The organism is Blastomonas sp. UPD001 (genome assembly GCF_003426715.1).
Lineage (GTDB): Bacteria > Pseudomonadota > Alphaproteobacteria > Sphingomonadales > Sphingomonadaceae > Blastomonas.
In genome coordinates, this window is the sequence record NZ_QKVT01000001.1 from 2803874 (window position 1) to 2820160 (window position 16287).

Here is a 16287-nt window from a genome sequence, read left to right on the forward strand (position 1 = left end):
GGCCCGGCCAATGACAACGCCCCGCCGGGGCGCACGCCGATCGCGCTGCCCATGGTGATCGATACCGTGGCGGGCCGCCTGTCGTTCATGAGCACGGTGACGATCTTCGGCACCCCGCGCGACATCACCCTGTCCGAGCTCGCGCTCGAGACCTTCTTTCCCGCCGATGCGCACACCATGCAGGTGCTGCGATCGCTGGCCGAATGCTGAGGGGGGGATGGCAGGGGGCTCGCGAGACCTGAGAAGCGAGCCACCCTGCCGGAAGTGAAGATGACTGTGCGCGTACCATTGCACGCGCCATGCCAGGACGTGAAAACCAAGCTTTTCCATAAGGCTGATTGGTTAATGACCTGTTGCGGCAGGCGCAGCGTGTAAAATTTGCCGACACGCAGGACATGGTTAGCGAAATGCTAAATTCGTGCCCCGTCCTGCCGTTATCCCGATCACAGTCGCACGAAGCACAAGGAGAAGCCGCGATGATCGCAATTCTGGCGCAAAAGGGATTGAGCCTGTTCGGGCGCATGCCCGCAAAGCCCTCGCCCGAGCGCGAGAAGCTGATCGGGCTGCTCGACATGCTGGTGGACGAATGCAATCGCGAGGCCGAACTGGTCGACGATTTCGCGCATGCCCCCTACCGTTTCGGCACGCTCGCCAGCGAAGCGGCGCAGCGCTTCTACCGCATCGAACCCGACCGGATCGCCGAGCGCCTGCTGCGCCATTGAGGCGTGGCCGCGCACGGGTTTGTCCCTCCGCGTTTTTCGCGCTTGGCAGGCTGCGCGCGATAGGCAATGACATGCAGCATGGCGACACGCGAACCGCAGCAAACCGACCCGCATATCCAGACGCATGATCCGCGCACCGGCGAGCCGCTGGTGACCGCCAGCCCGGCTGCGACGATCATCGTCTTTCGCGACTGCCCCGATGGCGGCGCCCCCGAACTGCTGATGGTCGAGCGCTCGTCGCACATGGTGTTCGCGGGCGGCGCGGTGGTGTTTCCCGGCGGCCGGGTCGATGCCGACGACCATGCGATCGCGGCCAGTGTCGACCACGGGCTCGATCCCGACGAGGCCGCCGCGCGCGTTGCCGCCATTCGCGAGACGGTCGAGGAAACCGGGCTTGGCATCGGCTTTGCCGCGCCGCCCGAGCGCGAGGCACTGGCGCGGGCGCGCGCGGCGCTGCATGGCGGTACGCCGTTCTCGGAGCTGTGCCGCGAGGCTGGATGGGCGCTCGACCTGGCCGCGCTGACCCCGTTTGCGCGCTGGCGGCCACCGTTCAACGAACGCCGCGTGTTCGATACGCGCTTCTATCTCGCCCGCTGCGACGAGCACGACCATATCGTCGAAGTCGACGCGACCGAGAACCACCACCTGTTCTGGGCGACCGCCGCCGAGGCCCTGACCATGGCGGACGAAGGCAAGGTGAAGCTGATCTTCCCCACGCGGCGCAACATGGAGCGGCTGGCGCAGTTCGGCTGCCATGCCGAGGCGGTCGATCATGCTGCGCGGTTTCCGGTCAGGATGATCATGCCCTTTATCGAGGAGCGCGACGGCCAGCCGTTCCTGTGCATTCCCGACGATATGGGCTATCCGGTGACCAGCGAGCCGATGGGCAGCGCGATGCGCGGCTGAGCGGCCAGGGCGAGTGGCGATCGGCGAAAAATGCCGGTCGGCGGGAACCTGAATCGGCCGGGCATCGTAAACGGTTCATCCCAACCGGAGATGAACCATGTTGCATTATGCCCTTATCTTCCTGATCGTCGCGATCGTGGCCGGCGTTCTGGGTTTTGGCGGTATCGCAGGCGCCTCGGCCGGCATCGCCAAGATCCTGTTCTTCCTCTTCCTGCTGTTCCTTGTCGCCAGCCTGGTGATGCATCTGGTGCGCGGACGAGCGTAACGCTGCCGCGCAGCAACCGTGCACAAAAAAGGCCCGGATCGCTCCGGGCCTTTTTCGTTGGCTGATGGCCGGGGGGATCAGTCGATCGCGCGTTCGGCGGCACGGCCGACCGATTCGACATCACGGCCGGCACCCTTGACGGTGTTGCAGGCCGAAAGCAGCGACGCAACGAGGCCGGCAGCGAGCACGATGCGGAACGAGGCATTGCGGTTCATGGGGATCATCCTTCTTCAATGGCTTTTCTGTCTTGTTCGGGGGCTTGGCCCGGCCATCTACGCGATGGCCTGCAACGAGTTGCCGAACTTTCGGTTGGAACCATCCCGAGTGCAGGGGGTTGATGGGACACGGCGGTGCGAGCGCGGAGGTTGTGAGGACCTTCGACCGCGCCGCTGGTTGAGGACCAATCCATGCTGCTTTGGGGGCAGCTAAAGAGAGGCGAGTTTATGACGATCATTCAGGACCAGTCGACCGAAGCGAACACCGCGAGTGAGCGGGACGAAGAGGCCGTGGTGCCGCTGGATGATGCGACGTTCAAGCAGCGGCTTGCCGCCACCATTCCGCACCTGCGCGCCTTTGCGTACAGCCTCTGCGGGAAGATGGACGTTGCCGACGATCTGGTGCAGGACACCATGCTCAAGGCCTGGGGCGCGCGTGCGCGCTTCCGCCCGGATACCTCGATGCGTGCCTGGACCTTCGTGATCCTGCGCAACTGCTATATTTCGCAGATGCGCCGCAACAAGTTTACCGCGCCCTATGACGAGGGCGTGGCCGAGCGGACACTGACCGCCAATTCGGACCAGCAGGCGCCGCTTCATCTGGAAGACGTGCGCATGGCGCTGATGCAGCTGGGCGCAGACCAGCGCGAGGCGATCATCCTCGTCGGTGCGGGCGGCTTCTCCTACGAGGAAGCTGCAGAGATTTGCGATTGCGCCGTCGGCACGATGAAGAGCCGGGTGTCGCGGGCCCGCGCCGCGCTGGTTGCGATGCTCGACGGCGATTCGCCGATCGGAACGCGGCGTCAGCGCAACTCGGCGGACGAGGCAATGAGCGACATTCTGGGGACGCTCGACAAGCTGAGCGAGGGCGTAACCGCTCTTGCGGCATGAGTTTTCCAATCCGGCATGGGGCCGGGAGCCGCTGGCCGGATGATCGGGGCGGTCGTGTTCAACCCGGGCGCGATGGGCGCCCCGATCTTGCAAACAGCCAAGCGGCTGGACGGGAAGTGAAAACAGTGCGCGGTGCCAGTTCCCTTGATCGTCTGGAGGCCAGTGCCATGCGTACCTCGTGTTTCGATCCCATGCTGATGCGTCAGGCGCGTATCGGGCGCAGCCTGCGCGAAGTCTATGATGGCGTCGCCGACAGCCCGATGCCTGATCAGTTCGATGCGCTGCTGAGCGAACTCGATAAGATCGCGGTGCCCGAGCGCCGCTGACCCGAAACAGTCTGCGACTTCAAGGGCCCGTCCGGCACCCCGCCGGGCGGGCCTTTTGGCGTTTGCGGCGCGCGCGATGCCCAAAGCAAAGGGGCCGCGATCCCGAAGGATCGCGGCCCCTGGCCTATGGGTCTGATGCAGGCCGATCAGCTGATCAGCGCGCGCAGCATCCAGGCATTTTCCTCGTGCTTGCCGATCCGGGCGGTCAGCAGGTCGGCAGTGAACACGTCGTCGGCCTCTTCGGCAACCTCGACGAAATCGCGCATGCGCTTGGCAATGGCTTCGTTGTCGGTGATCAGGCCCTTGATCATCGCATCGGCCTCGCGCGGGGTTTCGCTCGAATCGACGACCGACAGCTTGGTATAGTCACCGAACGATGCCGGGGCGATCTCGCCCAGCGCGCGGATGCGTTCGGCAATCACGTCGGCGGCGGCGTGCAGATCCTCATACTGTTCTTCGGTCAGCTTGTGGACGCTGTAAAAGGCGGGGCCGACAATGTTCCAGTGGACGCCGAGCGTCTTGAGGTACAGCGAATAGGTGTCGGCCAGCGCGTGCTGGAGCGCCTTGGCGACTTCCTTGCGGTCCTTGGGCTCGATACCGGTATCGACATTGTCGGGCTTGGTGGTGGCTTTGGCTGCAGTGGCCATGTCAATTCCTCCTGTTTGTAACGGAAAGGGGGCCTTGCGGAATGGCAGGGCCTGCCGGGGTGCTTACGTCCGGGCATGCCCGCGGTTCCCGCAACGCCCGTTTTTGCCCGGCCATTACCCCCGATTTTGCGTGACTCTTGACAGAAGGTTACAAATGTCGGCTAATCGCATCAGGAGTGGGGCCATGAACGACGAACTGCAACCGTCTGCCGCAGAACGGAAATCCACCGATACAGCGCCCAGGGCGCTGGTAGGGTGGACGCATCTGGACATGCCGAACGGCATCGATCTCAGGATCGAGTGCGCGCGGTCCCGGATCGCGCTCGAAAACGATGTGATCGAGCAGCGCGATATCGTGATGACGCGCAACCAGGCGCTGCTGCTGGCACGCTATCTGCTGAAGGTGACCGGCCAGACGCTGCCCGAAGAGCCCCGGCCGACATTCTGGGCGCGGCTTCGCGCCACGTTCGGCGGATCGCGGGCGCCGGTTCGCCGGCCCGCGCGCAAGTTCGCCTCCTGATCGTAGCCCGGGCTCCGATCGGCGGCATCGGGCTGTAGCGCGGCAGGCCGCAAAAGCCGCTTGCCGGCTGATGACATTGGCCCCTAGTCTGCTGAAAAGACTGGGGGTCCGATGAACCGTTCGCTTGCACTAGCCTTGAGCCTTGCCGCCCTTGCCGTGCCGATGCACGCGCGGGCCGCGCCGCCTGCAGCCTCTGCCGCCGGCCCCTATGCCGGGACCGAGAAGCTCGACGGGCTTTATCCGGTCCATGTGGACCGCAAGGGCGGGCGCATCCTGCTCTCGCTTCCCGCTGCCGGGGACGATGGCGTGGTGGCGCGGATGCTCTATGCCACCGCGCTGCGCACGGGCCTCGGCTCGGCGCCGATCGGGCTCGACCGCGCGCAGCCCGGCCCCGCGCAGATCCTGCTCGTCCGCCGCATGGGCAAGAAGATCGCGTTTGAGCTGGAAAATCCGCGCTTCCGCGCCAGCGCGGGGACGCCTGCGGAACAGGCGGCCGCCGCCAATGCCTTTGCCACCTCGCTGATCTGGATGGGCGATGCGATCGATGCGCCCGATGGGCGGCTGCTCGTCGACATCGCGCCCTTCCTCGCGCGCGACACGCGCAACGTCACCGCGCAGCTCAATTCGAGCGGGGAGAAGGGCTGGCGGCTGGTCGATAATCTGAGCGCGGCAGACCCCGCTGCGGTGCGCGCCTTCCCGATGAATCTCGAGTTCGAGGCACGCCAGACCTATGCCAGCGATACGCCGGGGCCCGAGGTGCGCAACATCGCGCCCGACAGCCGCCAGGTGACGCTCGTCGTCCGCCATAGCCTCATCGCATTGCCCGAAAGCGGCTATGTGCCGCGCCAGTTCGATCCGCGCGGCGGCAGCTTCGCGACGCAGATCCTCGATTTCTCCGCGCCTTTGGGGGGTCAGATCGTGCAGAATATGGCCAACCGCTTCCGGCTCGAGCGGCTCGATCCCGCCGCGCCGCGCTCGCGGGTGCGCAAGCCGATCGTCTTCTATATCGACAATGCCGCGCCCGAGCCGATCCGCACCGCGCTGCTGGAAGGCGCCTCCTGGTGGAAACAGGCGTTCGAGGCGGCGGGCTATATCGATGCCTATCGCGTCGAGATATTGCCCGAAGGGGCCGATCCGCTCGACATCCGCTACAATGTCGTGAACTGGGTGAACCGGGCGACGCGCGGCTGGTCCTATGGCTATGCCGTTACCGATCCGCGCACCGGCGAGATCCTGAAAGGTTCGGTGCTGCTTGGCTCGCTGCGCGTGCGGCAGGACATGCTGATCTATGAAGGGCTGGTCGGCGCGGACAGGACCGGCAAGGGCGGTCCCAATGATCCGGCCGAGGTGGCCCTCGCGCGCATCCGCCAGCTTGCCGCGCACGAGGTCGGCCATGCGCTGGGGCTGATGCACAATTTCGCGGGGAGCACGCAGGACCGTGCCAGCGTGATGGATTATCCCGCACCGCGCATCGGGCTGAGGGACGGCGCGCCCGATCTTTCCGATGCCTATGGCGTCGGAATGGGGCGCTGGGACCTGCACGCGGTCGACTGGCTCTATGGCGATCCGGTGAGCGGCGATCCCGATGCCGCCGCGCGCGCCAAGGCCGAGGCGGCCGAGCGCGAGGGGCTGCGTTTCGTTTCGGACGAGAACGCGCGCAATGTCTCGGCGAGCCAGCCCTGGGGCAGTCTGTGGGATGACGGCGCCGATCCGGTGGCCGAGCTCGACCGGATGATGCAGGTGCGCGCCGCTGCCGTCGCGCGCTTCGGCCCGGCGGCGCTGTCCCCCGGCGAGCCGGTCGCCAGCCTGCGGCGCAAGTTCGTGCCGATCTGGCTGGTGCATCGCTATCAGGTCGAGGCGGCGGCCAAGCTGTTGGGCGGGCTGACCTCCGAATATGCGGTCGGCCCGGGTGCCGCGGCCCAGGGCGCGCCGGTCGCTCCTGCCGATCAGAAGCGCGCGCTCGATGCGCTGCTCGCGACGCTGCAACCGGCGGTGCTCGACGTGCCGCCCGCGCTGGTGCCGCAGCTGTCCGCCGGTTTCTCGGGCGACTACGACCGCCAGACCGAGATCGAGGTCATGCCGATGGCGGGCACCGCCGCGTTCGATCCGCTGGTCGCGGCGCAAGTGGCGGCGCAGCAGACGCTCAACGCGCTGCTCGCGCCCGAGCGGCTCGCCCGGCTCGCCGAACAGCACCGCGCCAATCCGGACAGCCCCGGCGTGGATGCGGTGGCCGCCAGGCTGCTCGCGCTCACCGATGCGCCGACGGCGACCGCGCGGCTCGGTGCGGTGCGCCGCGCGCTGGGCACGCGGATCATCCTGTCGCTGGCCAAGGCGGCGATGTCGGCCGACGCGGGTGTCGATGCGACGACCCGGATCGACCAGGCGCTGCACGACTGGGCCGAGGCACAAGGAAAGGCGCGCTTTGCCGATCCGGCGGACCGCGCCTGGGCGCTCTCGACCGCGCGGCTGCTCAAGGATCGCGATGCGCTCAAGGCCTTGCTCGCCAGCGACAAGGCCGAACTGCCGATTCCGCCGGGCATGCCGATCGGCAGCCTGGAGGACTAGCCGGCGCGTTTCAGACGCACCAGCGCCTCGTCTAGCGCTTGCAGGAAGCGCGAGCGGTCGGCCTTGCCGAACGGCGGTGGGCCGCCGATCACGTCGCCGCCCGCGCGCAGATCGGCCATGATCCATTGGGGGCGATCACGGCTGCACCCTGCTTCAGGCAGCGGTCGGCAAGCAATATGTCGGCGGTGATCACGATTGCGCGCGCATCGGCACGCTCGGCGATCCAGTCATCGGCGGCATCGAAACCGTCGCTCACCACCTTGCGCGCGATCAGCGGATGCGCGGGCACGCGGATCGGGCTGTTGCTGACGATGGTGACCGCGATGCCGTGGCGCAGCGCGACGCGATACACCTCGTCCTTGACCGGACAGGCATCGGCATCGACCCAGATCATCATGAAGGCGTGATCCCCCAAAGGCAGGGCGTCCTGAAGCTGCCGAGCTGCCGGGAAAGGATTGGAGGCCCGAGCCGGAATCGAACCGGCGTGCAAGGATTTGCAGTCCTCTGCGTCACCACTCCGCCATCGGGCCACCGTGGGGAAGGAGCGCGCATTGTGCCGGATTGCGGCGAAAGTCAAGACACAAGCGTGCGAACGAGTGCGGCGCGCGATATGACCAAAGTGACGCATTTGCTGTATTGCCATGATAATACAGCCGTGCCATAACCGTCACGACGGTGATGTCGATTGCATTTTGCAACCGGAAGGCTATCAAAGCGGAGCGTGCTGTTCCGTTAGGGCTTGCATCGCTGTCCGCATATTCTAGGGCGCTTGGACATGACCGATACACAGACTCTTGCTCCGACCGATTTCACTGCCGCCCGCAGGCACATGATCGAAAGCCAGCTGCGTCCCAGCGATGTCAGCGACCCTGTCGTCATCGCAGCGATGGCGGTGACGCCGCGCGAGGATTTCGTGCCCGCCGGCCAGAGCGCCATCGCCTATATCGACCGGGCGGTTCCGCTCGGCGGCGGTCGCGTGCTCAACCCGGCGCTGTCGACCGGCCTGCTGCTCACCCGCGCCGAACTGTCGAGCGATGACCGGGTTCTGCTGATCGGATCGGGTAGCGGCTATACGGCGGCCCTGCTCGCGGGGATCGTCGCCGAGGTCGTCGCCGTCGAAGAGGATCGTGCCTTGGTCGAACAGGCCAAAGCGCGTCTCGATGGCCTTGCCAATGTCACGACCGTCGAATCGGCGCTGGTGGAGGGCCATGCAGCGGGGGCACCCTATAGCCTCATCCTTGTCGACGGTGCGGTCGAGCAGATGCCCGAGGCGCTGGTCGCGCAGCTCGCCGATGGCGGACGGCTGCTGACCGGGCTGGATGAATCGGGCGTGACGCGGCTGGCCATCGGCCGCCGGCAGGGCGGTGCTTTTGCGCTCGTCCCCTTTGCCGATACCGACATCGCTCCGCTTGCGGCCTTTGCCCGGCCAAAAAGCTATTCCTTCTGAAAGGCAGGGCCAGCGCCACTGACACCGGCGATGGACGACAAGAGAACCGGATACATGAAGACTTCGCTTTGGATGGCCGGTTGTGGGGCGGCACTGGTTCTGGGCAGCGCGCCGCTGCATGCCGAAACGCTGCGCGATGCGCTGATTGCCGCCTATCAGACCAACCCGACGCTCAACGCCGCGCGCGCGCAGCAGCGCGCGACCGACGAGGGCGTTCCGATCGCGCTGGCCGACGGGCGCCCGAGTTCGCAGGTCCAGGCGCAATATTCGGAGAATTTCCTCAACCCCGCCAACGCCTTCACCGCGCCGTCGCGGTCGGTAGCCGGGACCATCAGCATGGACGTGCCGATCTATTCGGGCGGCAGCGTGCGCAATGCGATCAAGGCATCGAAGACCCGGGTCGAGGCCGGCCAGGCCGATCTGCGCGGCACCGAGGCGAGCGTGTTCAGCAATGTCGTCGCCGCCTATATGGACGTGATCCGTGACGAGGCAATCGTCGGGCTGCAGCGGCAGAATGTCGAGGTGCTCGACATCAACCTCCAGGCCTCGTCCGACCGGTTCGAGATTGGCGACCTGACCCGAACCGACGTCGCCCAGTCCGAGGCACGGCTGGCGATCGCGCGCAGCGACCTGCAGACCGCCGAGGCGAACCTCATCCGCAGCAAGGAAACCTATATCCAGCTGGTCGGCCGCGCTCCCGAGGCGCTGGAGCCGCCGCCGCCGCTGCCCAACCTGCCCGATGCGCCGGATGCCGCGGTGGCCACCGCGCTCGACAGCAATCCCGACCTCGAAGCCGCGCGCGAACGCGTCAAGGCGGCGGAGTTCGACGTCAAGTCCGCGCGGGGTGCACGCCTGCCGCGTGTCGGGCTGTTCAGCCAGGGCAATTACCAGAACTTTCTCGGCACGCTGGGCAGTACGCTGATCCAGGGCAATTTCGTGCAGCAGCAGTCGAGTGCGTCCGCCGGCGTGCAGCTGACCGTCCCGGTCTATCAGGGCGGCCGGCCCGGCGCGCAGATCCGCCGTGCCCAGGCCGTGTCGGGCCAGGCGATGGAGCAGGAAATCGCGGTCGAGCGCGGAGTCATCGCGCAGGTGCGCGCCGCCTATGCGAGCTTCAATGCCTCGCTGCAGGTGATTGAATCCTCGCAGCGTGCGGTCGAGGCGAACACGCTCGCGCTCGAGGGCGTGCGCGCCGAGAACAGCGTCGGCAACCGCACGATCCTCGACATTCTCGATGCCGAGCGCGAACTGCTCAATGCGCAGGTGCAGCTGGTGACCGCGCGGCGCAACGCCTATGTCGCGGGCTTCACGCTGCTCGCCGCGATGGGCCGGGCCGAAGCGCGCGATCTGGGGCTCGATGGCGGTCTGCTCTACGATCCCGAGATCAATTACGAGCGCGTCCGCGACAAGATCATGGACTTCGATTCGGACAAGGACCCGGTTGCGCAGTCGACGCGCACCGTTGACAGCCCCGCGCAAAATGCCGCACTGATCGGCCCGCCCAACCAGTAAGGCAGGGCAGGGGGCGAATCGGACCAGGGGCCAAGGGAATGACACGCGATATCGGCGAGCCGAGCCTCGAGGAAATCCTCGCCTCGATCAAGAAGGTGATCGCGGAAGACAGCCGCAAGCCGCGTCGCGCGCCCCCGTCACGGCCCGCGCCCGCGCGTCAGACAGCACCGGCCGAGGACATTCTCGAACTGACCGACAGCGTCGAGCCCGAACCTGCCGCCGAGCCCGAAGAGACGCCGCTGATCAGCCGGGCGGGCGAACAGTCGATGCGCGAATCCCTGGCGGTGCTCGCGACGCTGACCGAGCCGGGCGTCAGCCCGCAGATCGTGCGCTCGGGCGAGACCTCGCTTGAAGGCATGGTGCGCGAGATGCTCCGCCCGATGCTCGCCGAATGGCTCGACAAGAACCTGCCGCCGATCGTCGAATCGATGGTGGCGAAGGAAATCGGGCGGATCACCGGCCGCAAGGGCTGAGCTTCCCCTTTGCACCCGGCGTTGTGCGATGGTAACGCCTGCAACCATGAACAAGCCGCTCGTTGCCGCGCTGCTCGCCAGCGTCCTTTCGCCCGTATTTCTTGCCAGCCCCGCCGCCGCCCGGCCGATGACCGAGACGGACCTGGCGACCTTCAACCGGCTCGGCGCGCCGGCCGCCTCGCCCGACGGCACATGGATCGCCTATCAGCTGACCACCTCCGACCTCGCCGCTAACAAGCGCAGCACCGGGCTGTTCGTGCTCGACCTCGCGGACAGCAAGGCGCAGCCGATCGCGATCGCCGATTCCGCCGGACATAACGAGAGCGCGCCGGTGTTCGCGCGCGATGGCAAGCATCTGTTCTTCCTGTCGAACCGGTCCGGCACGAATCAGGTCTGGCGCGTCGCACTGCCCGGCGGCGAGCCGGTGCAGGTGACCCAGGCGGCAGTGGACCTCAGCGGCTTCAGCCTCTCGCCCGATGGCAACAGCCTGGCCGTCTGGGCGGACGTGGCCGAGGGGTGCTCGGTCGATGCGTGCGATGCCAGGGCGAAGCCGCAGGGCACGGGGCGCGAATATGACCGGCTGTTCGTGCGCCATTGGGACAGCTGGCGCGAGCCCGGCACCTATTCGCGCATCTATGCCTATGCGCTCGGCACCGACGGCAAGGTTGCCGGGCCTGCGCGGGCGGTGAGCGGCGGAATCGAGGGCGATGCGCCGAGCAAGCCGTTCGGCGGCGGCGAGGAAATCGCCTGGGCGGCGGACAGCAGCGCCATCGCCTTCGCCATCCGCAAGTCGGATGGCGACGAGCCGCGCTCGACCAATCTCGACATCGTCTGGCAGCCGCTGGCCGATGGCGCGGCGGCGCAGAATCTGACCGAGGTCAATCAGGGCACCGATTCACTGCCCGCCGCCTCGCCCGATGGCCGCTGGCTCGCCTGGGCGGCGATGGCGCGGCCCGGCTACGAGGCCGATCGCATGGTGGTGCACCTGCGCGACATGAAGACCGGCAAGACCGTGAAGCTCACCGAAGCCTGGGACCGGTCGGTCGGCTCGATCGCCTGGAGCGCGGATTCGAAGAGCCTGCTCGTCACCGCGCAGGACCTGCTCGAGCATCCGGCGTTCCGCGTCGATGTGCGCAGCGGCAAGGTCACCCGGCTGACCGAGCGCGGCAATGTCGGCAATGTCGTTCCTCTAGCCAATGGCGGGATGATCTACACGATCAACTCGGTCTCCGCGCCCGACGATCTGGTGCTGATGGACGCCAGGGGCCAGACGCGCCGCCTGACCAATGTGAATGCCGAGAAGCTCGCCGGGCTCGACCCGGTGATGTACGAGCAGTTCACGTACAAGGGCGCGAACGGCGATCTCGTCCATGGCCAGATCGTCAAACCGCACCAGGGCAGCGGGGGCGCGAAGGGCAAGCTGCCCGTCGCGCTGCTGGTGCATGGCGGGCCGCAGGGCAGCTTCTCCAACAGCTGGTCGTATCGCTGGAACCCGGCGGTGATGGCCTCGCAGGGCTATGCCGCGGTGACGATCGATTTCCACGGCTCGACCGGATACGGCCAGGCGTTCACCGACAGCATCAACAGAGACTGGGGCGGCAAGCCGCTCGAGGACCTCAAGCTCGGCATGGCCGCGCTGCCGGGCATCGACGCCTCGCTCGACACCGCCAATGCCTGCGCGCTCGGCGGCAGCTATGGCGGGTACATGATGAACTGGATCGCCGGCCAGTGGCCCGACGGCTTCAAGTGCCTGGTCACGCATGCCGGCGTGTTCGACCTCCGCGCCATGGCGTTCGAGACCGAGGAACTGTGGTTCGACGAATGGGACCATGGCGGCCCCTGGTGGCAGCGGACCGATGCCGAGAAGTGGAACCCGGTCAATCACGTGACCAAGTGGAAGACGCCGACGCTGGTCATCCATGGCGAAAAGGATTTCCGCATCCCCTATTCGCAATCGCTCGCCGCGTTCACCGCGCTTCAGCGCCAGGGCATCGAGTCGAAGCTGCTGATCTTCCCCGACGAGAACCACTGGGTGCTCAAGGCGCAGAACAGCGTGCAATGGCACCGCAACGTGTTTGACTGGCTGGCGAAGCATCTGAAGGGGCGCGAGGTGAAATAACCGCGGCGGGGCTTGGCTTTGGCACAGATGCGTCTTAGCTTGTAACGACAAGGAGCGTCTTCATGGCCAGCCATCCCCCTCGCGTTCGTCCCAGCGACCTGCCGACCAAGATCGTCACCGCGCCCGACGGCAGCAAGGTGCGCATGAAGGTGGTGCAGGCGGAGAGCCCGAGCCTGGCCTACGACCTGCTTGCAGCCTTCCGGTCCAACGTCCGCCGCATCAAGGCCGACCAGAAGGCGCAGGCAGCGTCGCGTGAAGACTCCCCGCAAGCCTGAACGCCGGGTTCTCTGGATCATCAATCCCGACCTTCTGACCGCCAAGATCATCGAGCACGAGGGGTCTGAGACGGAGGTGGCCAATCTCGCTGCCGTCCAGCGGATCGAAGCCTGGCTCGAAGCCTCGATCAACACCTACCAGACCATCGGGGTCGAGACCGTTCTGTCCTCGCCCAAATATCTGCGCCTCGTCGATCTGGCGCACGACAAGGGTTTCATCGTTCGAATGCTCTATGTGGTGCTGGATAGCGTCGAAGCGCAATATGAGCGCGTCGCCATCCGGGTCCGCACCGGCGGGCATGATGTTCCGCGCGACAAGATCGCCGCGCGTCGCACGCGGTCGTTCGAGATGCTCGGCGAGTTTTTCAGCAAGCTGGATGAGCTGTTTGTTTTCGACAACACAACGTCGGAGCCAAAGCTGATTGCAGAAAAGCTTGGGCCGGCCTTCTATTGTTGGGACCGCATTCCACTGGACATGCTTTCGATTCTCCGCAGCCGTGGCGTGTTCATTTACGAACCAAAGTTCCCGCCGAACGACGACTCTTCGCTTGGCTAACGCGGAAGTTTCTCGCTAATGGCCAGCCCATGACCGACAAGACCGAACTGCCCAAGACCTTCGACCCCGCCGCGATCGAGGCGAAATGGTATCCGCATTGGGAGGGGACGAACGCATTCCGGCCCGAGCGGCCCGGTGCCGAGCCGTACACCATCGTCAACCCGCCGCCGAACGTGACGGGAAGTCTGCATATCGGCCATGCGCTCGACAACACGCTGCAGGACATCATGATCCGCTATGAGCGGCTGCGCGGCAAGGATGCCCTGTGGGTGGTCGGCACCGACCATGCGGGCATCGCGACGCAGATGGTGGTCGAACGCCAGCTCGAGGCCAAGCAGGACAAGCGCACCAACTACAGCCGTGAGGACTTCGTCCAGAAAGTCTGGGAGTGGAAGGAGGAAAGCGGCGGCGCGATCACCCGTCAGCTCCGCCGTCTGGGCTGTTCGATGGACTGGTCGCGCGAGCAGTTCACCATGGACCCGCATTTCAGCAAGGCGGTGCTCAAGGTGTTCGTCGACCTGTACAACCAGGGGCTGATCTATCGCGACAAGCGCCTCGTCAACTGGGACCCCAAGCTCAAGACCGCGATCAGCGATCTCGAGGTCGAGACGCGCGAGGTCCAGGGCCATTTCTGGCACTTCTGCTATCCGCTGGCGGATGGCGTGACTCTGGATGACGGGCGCGACCATATCGTCGTCGCGACGACGCGGCCCGAGACGATGCTCGCCGATATGGCGGTCGCGGTGAACGGCGAGGACCCGCGCTATGCCAGCGTCATCGGCAAATATGTCGAGCTGCCGATCACCGGGCGGCGCATCCCGATTGTCGCCGACGACCATGCCGATCCCGAGCTGGGTTCGGGCGCAGTGAAGATCACGCCGGGGCATGATTTCAACGATTTCGAGGTCGGACGGCGCGCAGGCATCGCGGCGGCGGACATGCTCAACATGTTCGATGCCGAGGCCCGCGTGGTGCAGACCGCCGACGGCCTGATCCCCGCCGAGTTCATCGGCGTAGACCGCTTCGACGCACGCAAGCTGGTCGTCGAGCGGATGAAGGCGCTGGGCCGTCTGGTGCCGCATGTCGTCACCGGCAAGGACGGCGAGGTCACCGGACACGACGCCGAACCACGCACCATCCAGACACCCTATGGCGACCGCGGCGGCGTGGTCATCGAACCCTGGCTCACCGACCAATGGTATGTCGATGCCAAGACGCTCGCCCAGCCGGCGATCGAAGCGGTGAAGACCGGCGTGATCGAGATCGTGCCCAAGAGCTGGGAAAAGACCTATTTCCACTGGATGGACAATATCCAGCCCTGGTGCGTCTCACGGCAGTTGTGGTGGGGGCACCGGATCCCGGCCTGGTATGGCTCGGACGGCCAGTGCTATGTCGCCGAGACCGAGGAGGAAGCGCAGGCGCTCGCCGGCGAAGGCGTGACGCTCGAACGCGATGCCGATGTCCTCGACACCTGGTTTTCCTCCGCGCTGTGGCCGTTCGCGACGCTGGGCTGGCCGGATGCCGCCCCACCTCCTTTTGTCCCGAGCGAAGTCGAGGGACGTCAGGAGAAGGTGGTGCAAGGTCCCTCGACTGCGCTCGGGACAAACGGGCAAGACAGTGCGACCGGCACCTCGCTGCTTGCCAAGCATTATCCCAACGACCTGCTGATCTCCGGGTTCGACATCCTGTTCTTCTGGGATGCGCGCATGGCGATGATGGGGACGCATTTCATGGGGCAAGCCCCCTGGAAGCGGCTGTATCTGCACGGGCTGGTCCGCGCCGCCGATGGCGCGAAAATGTCCAAGTCCAAGGGCAATACGGTCGATCCGCTGGGGCTGATCGACAGCTATGGCGCGGATGCGCTGCGCTTCTTCATGGCGGCGATGGAAAGCCAGGGCCGCGACATCAAGATGGATGAGCGGCGGGTCGAGGGCTATCGCAACTTCGCGACCAAGCTGTGGAACGCCGCGCGCTTCTGCCAGTCGAACGGCATCGGCGCGAGCGCATCGGTCGCCGCGCCGGCGGCGACGCTCGCGGTCAACCGCTGGATCATCGGCGAGGTGGTGGAGACGGTCGCCGCGCTCGACAAGGCGCTTGCCGACCTGCGCTTCGATGCGGCGGCGAACGCGATCTATCACTTCGTCTGGGACCAGTTCTGCGACTGGTATCTGGAGCTGATCAAGCCGGTGCTCTCCGCCGAGGGCGACGCGAGCGAGGCCGCCGAAACGCGCGCGGTCGCAGGCTGGGTGCTCGACCAGATCCTGGTGATGCTGCACCCGTTCATGCCCTTCATCACCGAAGAGCTGTGGCACGCGCTGGGCGATCGGTCGAATGACCTGATCGTTGCGCAATGGCCCGCGCCGCAGGCCGAGGTCGATGCGGCGGCAAAGGCGGAAACCGAATGGCGGATCGATCTGGTCGGCAGCATCCGATCGGCCAAGAACGAACTCGGCATCGCGCCGGGTACGCGATTGAAGGCCTTCGTGCAGGACGCCAACGAGCAGACCAAAGCCTGGGTCAATGGCTTCTGGACCGGCGCGCAGCGGCTGGCGCGGATCGGCTTCGCGCCGCTGGACGAGGCCGCGCCCGAAGGCGCCAACCTGCAGATCGTGGTCAACGAGGCGACGTTCGTGCTGCCGCTTGAAGGCATTATCGACATCGCCGCCGAAAAGGCACGGCTGAGCAAGGCATTGGAAGCCGTGTCCAAGGAGGCGAAATCGCTCGAAGGGCGGCTGTCCAACCCGGCCTTCGTCGAAAAGGCCAAGCCCGAAGCGGTGGAAAAGGCGCGCGCCGACCATGCGGAGAAATCCGCCGAGGCCGAGCGGCTGGCAGCGGCGCTCGGCCTCGGCGG

General features: G+C 66.2%; 16 protein-coding genes, 1 tRNA gene and 2 pseudogenes. 15 read left to right on the top strand and 4 right to left on the bottom strand.

Annotation, left to right across the window (positions count from 1 at the left end; genetic code table 11):
* From DM995_RS14220 to DM995_RS14235, 4 genes and pseudogenes are all read left to right on the top strand, one after another.
* A pseudogene (locus tag DM995_RS14220) lies at positions 1-210 on the top strand (transcriptional regulator); the annotation flags it as partial.
* Positions 211-476: 266 nt separating this feature from the next.
* Positions 477-722, top strand: a complete 246-nt coding sequence (locus tag DM995_RS14225) for a hypothetical protein (protein WP_116969845.1) — start codon at positions 477-479, stop codon at positions 720-722.
* Between the two features lie 78 nt (positions 723-800).
* Positions 801-1628, top strand: coding sequence for an NUDIX hydrolase (locus DM995_RS14230; protein WP_116969846.1), 828 nt, complete (start codon positions 801-803; stop codon positions 1626-1628).
* Between the two features lie 97 nt (positions 1629-1725).
* Positions 1726-1893 carry a DUF1328 domain-containing protein gene (locus DM995_RS14235; RefSeq protein ID WP_023839674.1) on the top strand — a complete coding sequence of 56 codons (168 nt, stop codon included), beginning with the start codon at positions 1726-1728 and terminating at the stop codon, positions 1891-1893.
* A gap of 77 nt (positions 1894-1970) precedes the next feature.
* On the opposite strand, the gene DM995_RS14240 is transcribed toward DM995_RS14235, so the two are convergent.
* A complete protein-coding gene (locus tag DM995_RS14240; RefSeq protein ID WP_023839673.1) occupies positions 1971-2108 on the bottom strand; it encodes an entericidin A/B family lipoprotein in 138 nt (45 codons plus the stop codon).
* A 228-nt stretch (positions 2109-2336) separates the two neighbouring features.
* On the opposite strand from DM995_RS14240, the gene DM995_RS14245 reads away from it, so the two are divergent.
* Entirely contained in the window at positions 2337-2999 is a 663-nt protein-coding gene (locus DM995_RS14245) for a sigma-70 family RNA polymerase sigma factor (RefSeq protein ID WP_232824402.1), read from the top strand.
* Complete coding sequence (locus DM995_RS22415; protein WP_232824403.1) at positions 2996-3325, top strand: NepR family anti-sigma factor; 330 nt, start codon at positions 2996-2998, stop codon at positions 3323-3325. Before DM995_RS14245 ends, DM995_RS22415 begins: the two co-directional genes overlap by 4 nt.
* A 146-nt stretch (positions 3326-3471) precedes the next feature.
* Here DM995_RS22415 and DM995_RS14250 read toward each other — a convergent pair whose 3' ends face one another.
* Positions 3472-3972 (bottom strand): Dps family protein, encoded by a 501-nt coding sequence (locus DM995_RS14250; protein ID WP_023839670.1) that lies wholly within the window; start codon positions 3970-3972, stop codon positions 3472-3474.
* A 184-nt stretch (positions 3973-4156) separates the two neighbouring features.
* Here DM995_RS14250 and DM995_RS14255 point away from each other — a divergent pair, with 184 nt between their 5' ends.
* A complete protein-coding gene (locus DM995_RS14255) occupies positions 4157-4492 on the top strand; it encodes a hypothetical protein (RefSeq protein ID WP_116969847.1) in 336 nt (111 codons plus the stop codon).
* 111 nt (positions 4493-4603) lie between these two features.
* Entirely contained in the window at positions 4604-7057 is a 2454-nt protein-coding gene (locus DM995_RS14260; protein WP_116969848.1) for a zinc-dependent metalloprotease, read from the top strand.
* On the opposite strand, the pseudogene DM995_RS14265 reads toward DM995_RS14260, so the two are convergent.
* Positions 7054-7454, bottom strand: a pseudogene (locus DM995_RS14265) (YaiI/YqxD family protein). The gene DM995_RS14260 and the pseudogene DM995_RS14265 sit on opposite strands and share 4 nt — an antisense overlap.
* A 59-nt stretch (positions 7455-7513) precedes the next feature.
* Positions 7514-7587 (bottom strand) — tRNA-Cys (locus DM995_RS14270).
* Between the two features lie 245 nt (positions 7588-7832).
* On the opposite strand from DM995_RS14270, the gene DM995_RS14275 reads away from it, so the two are divergent.
* From DM995_RS14275 to DM995_RS14305, 7 genes are all read left to right on the top strand, one after another.
* Complete coding sequence (locus DM995_RS14275) at positions 7833-8504, top strand: protein-L-isoaspartate O-methyltransferase family protein (protein ID WP_031318876.1); 672 nt, start codon at positions 7833-7835, stop codon at positions 8502-8504.
* A 54-nt stretch (positions 8505-8558) separates the two neighbouring features.
* Complete coding sequence (locus DM995_RS14280) at positions 8559-10013, top strand: TolC family outer membrane protein (protein ID WP_031318874.1); 1455 nt, start codon at positions 8559-8561, stop codon at positions 10011-10013.
* 38 nt (positions 10014-10051) lie between these two features.
* Positions 10052-10486 (top strand): DUF2497 domain-containing protein, encoded by a 435-nt coding sequence (locus tag DM995_RS14285; protein WP_116969849.1) that lies wholly within the window; start codon positions 10052-10054, stop codon positions 10484-10486.
* 46 nt (positions 10487-10532) lie between these two features.
* Positions 10533-12605 carry an alpha/beta hydrolase family protein gene (locus tag DM995_RS14290; protein ID WP_116969850.1) on the top strand — a complete coding sequence of 691 codons (2073 nt, stop codon included), beginning with the start codon at positions 10533-10535 and terminating at the stop codon, positions 12603-12605.
* A gap of 62 nt (positions 12606-12667) precedes the next feature.
* Positions 12668-12880: a hypothetical protein gene (locus DM995_RS14295; RefSeq protein WP_116969851.1), complete on the top strand. Its 213-nt coding sequence runs from the start codon at positions 12668-12670 to the stop codon at positions 12878-12880.
* Complete coding sequence (locus DM995_RS14300) at positions 12858-13436, top strand: ATPase (RefSeq protein ID WP_116969852.1); 579 nt, start codon at positions 12858-12860, stop codon at positions 13434-13436. The genes DM995_RS14295 and DM995_RS14300 overlap by 23 nt, the downstream gene beginning before the upstream one ends.
* A 29-nt stretch (positions 13437-13465) precedes the next feature.
* A partial coding sequence (locus DM995_RS14305; protein ID WP_116970484.1) for a valine--tRNA ligase occupies positions 13466-16287 on the top strand: 2822 nt, incomplete at its 3' end.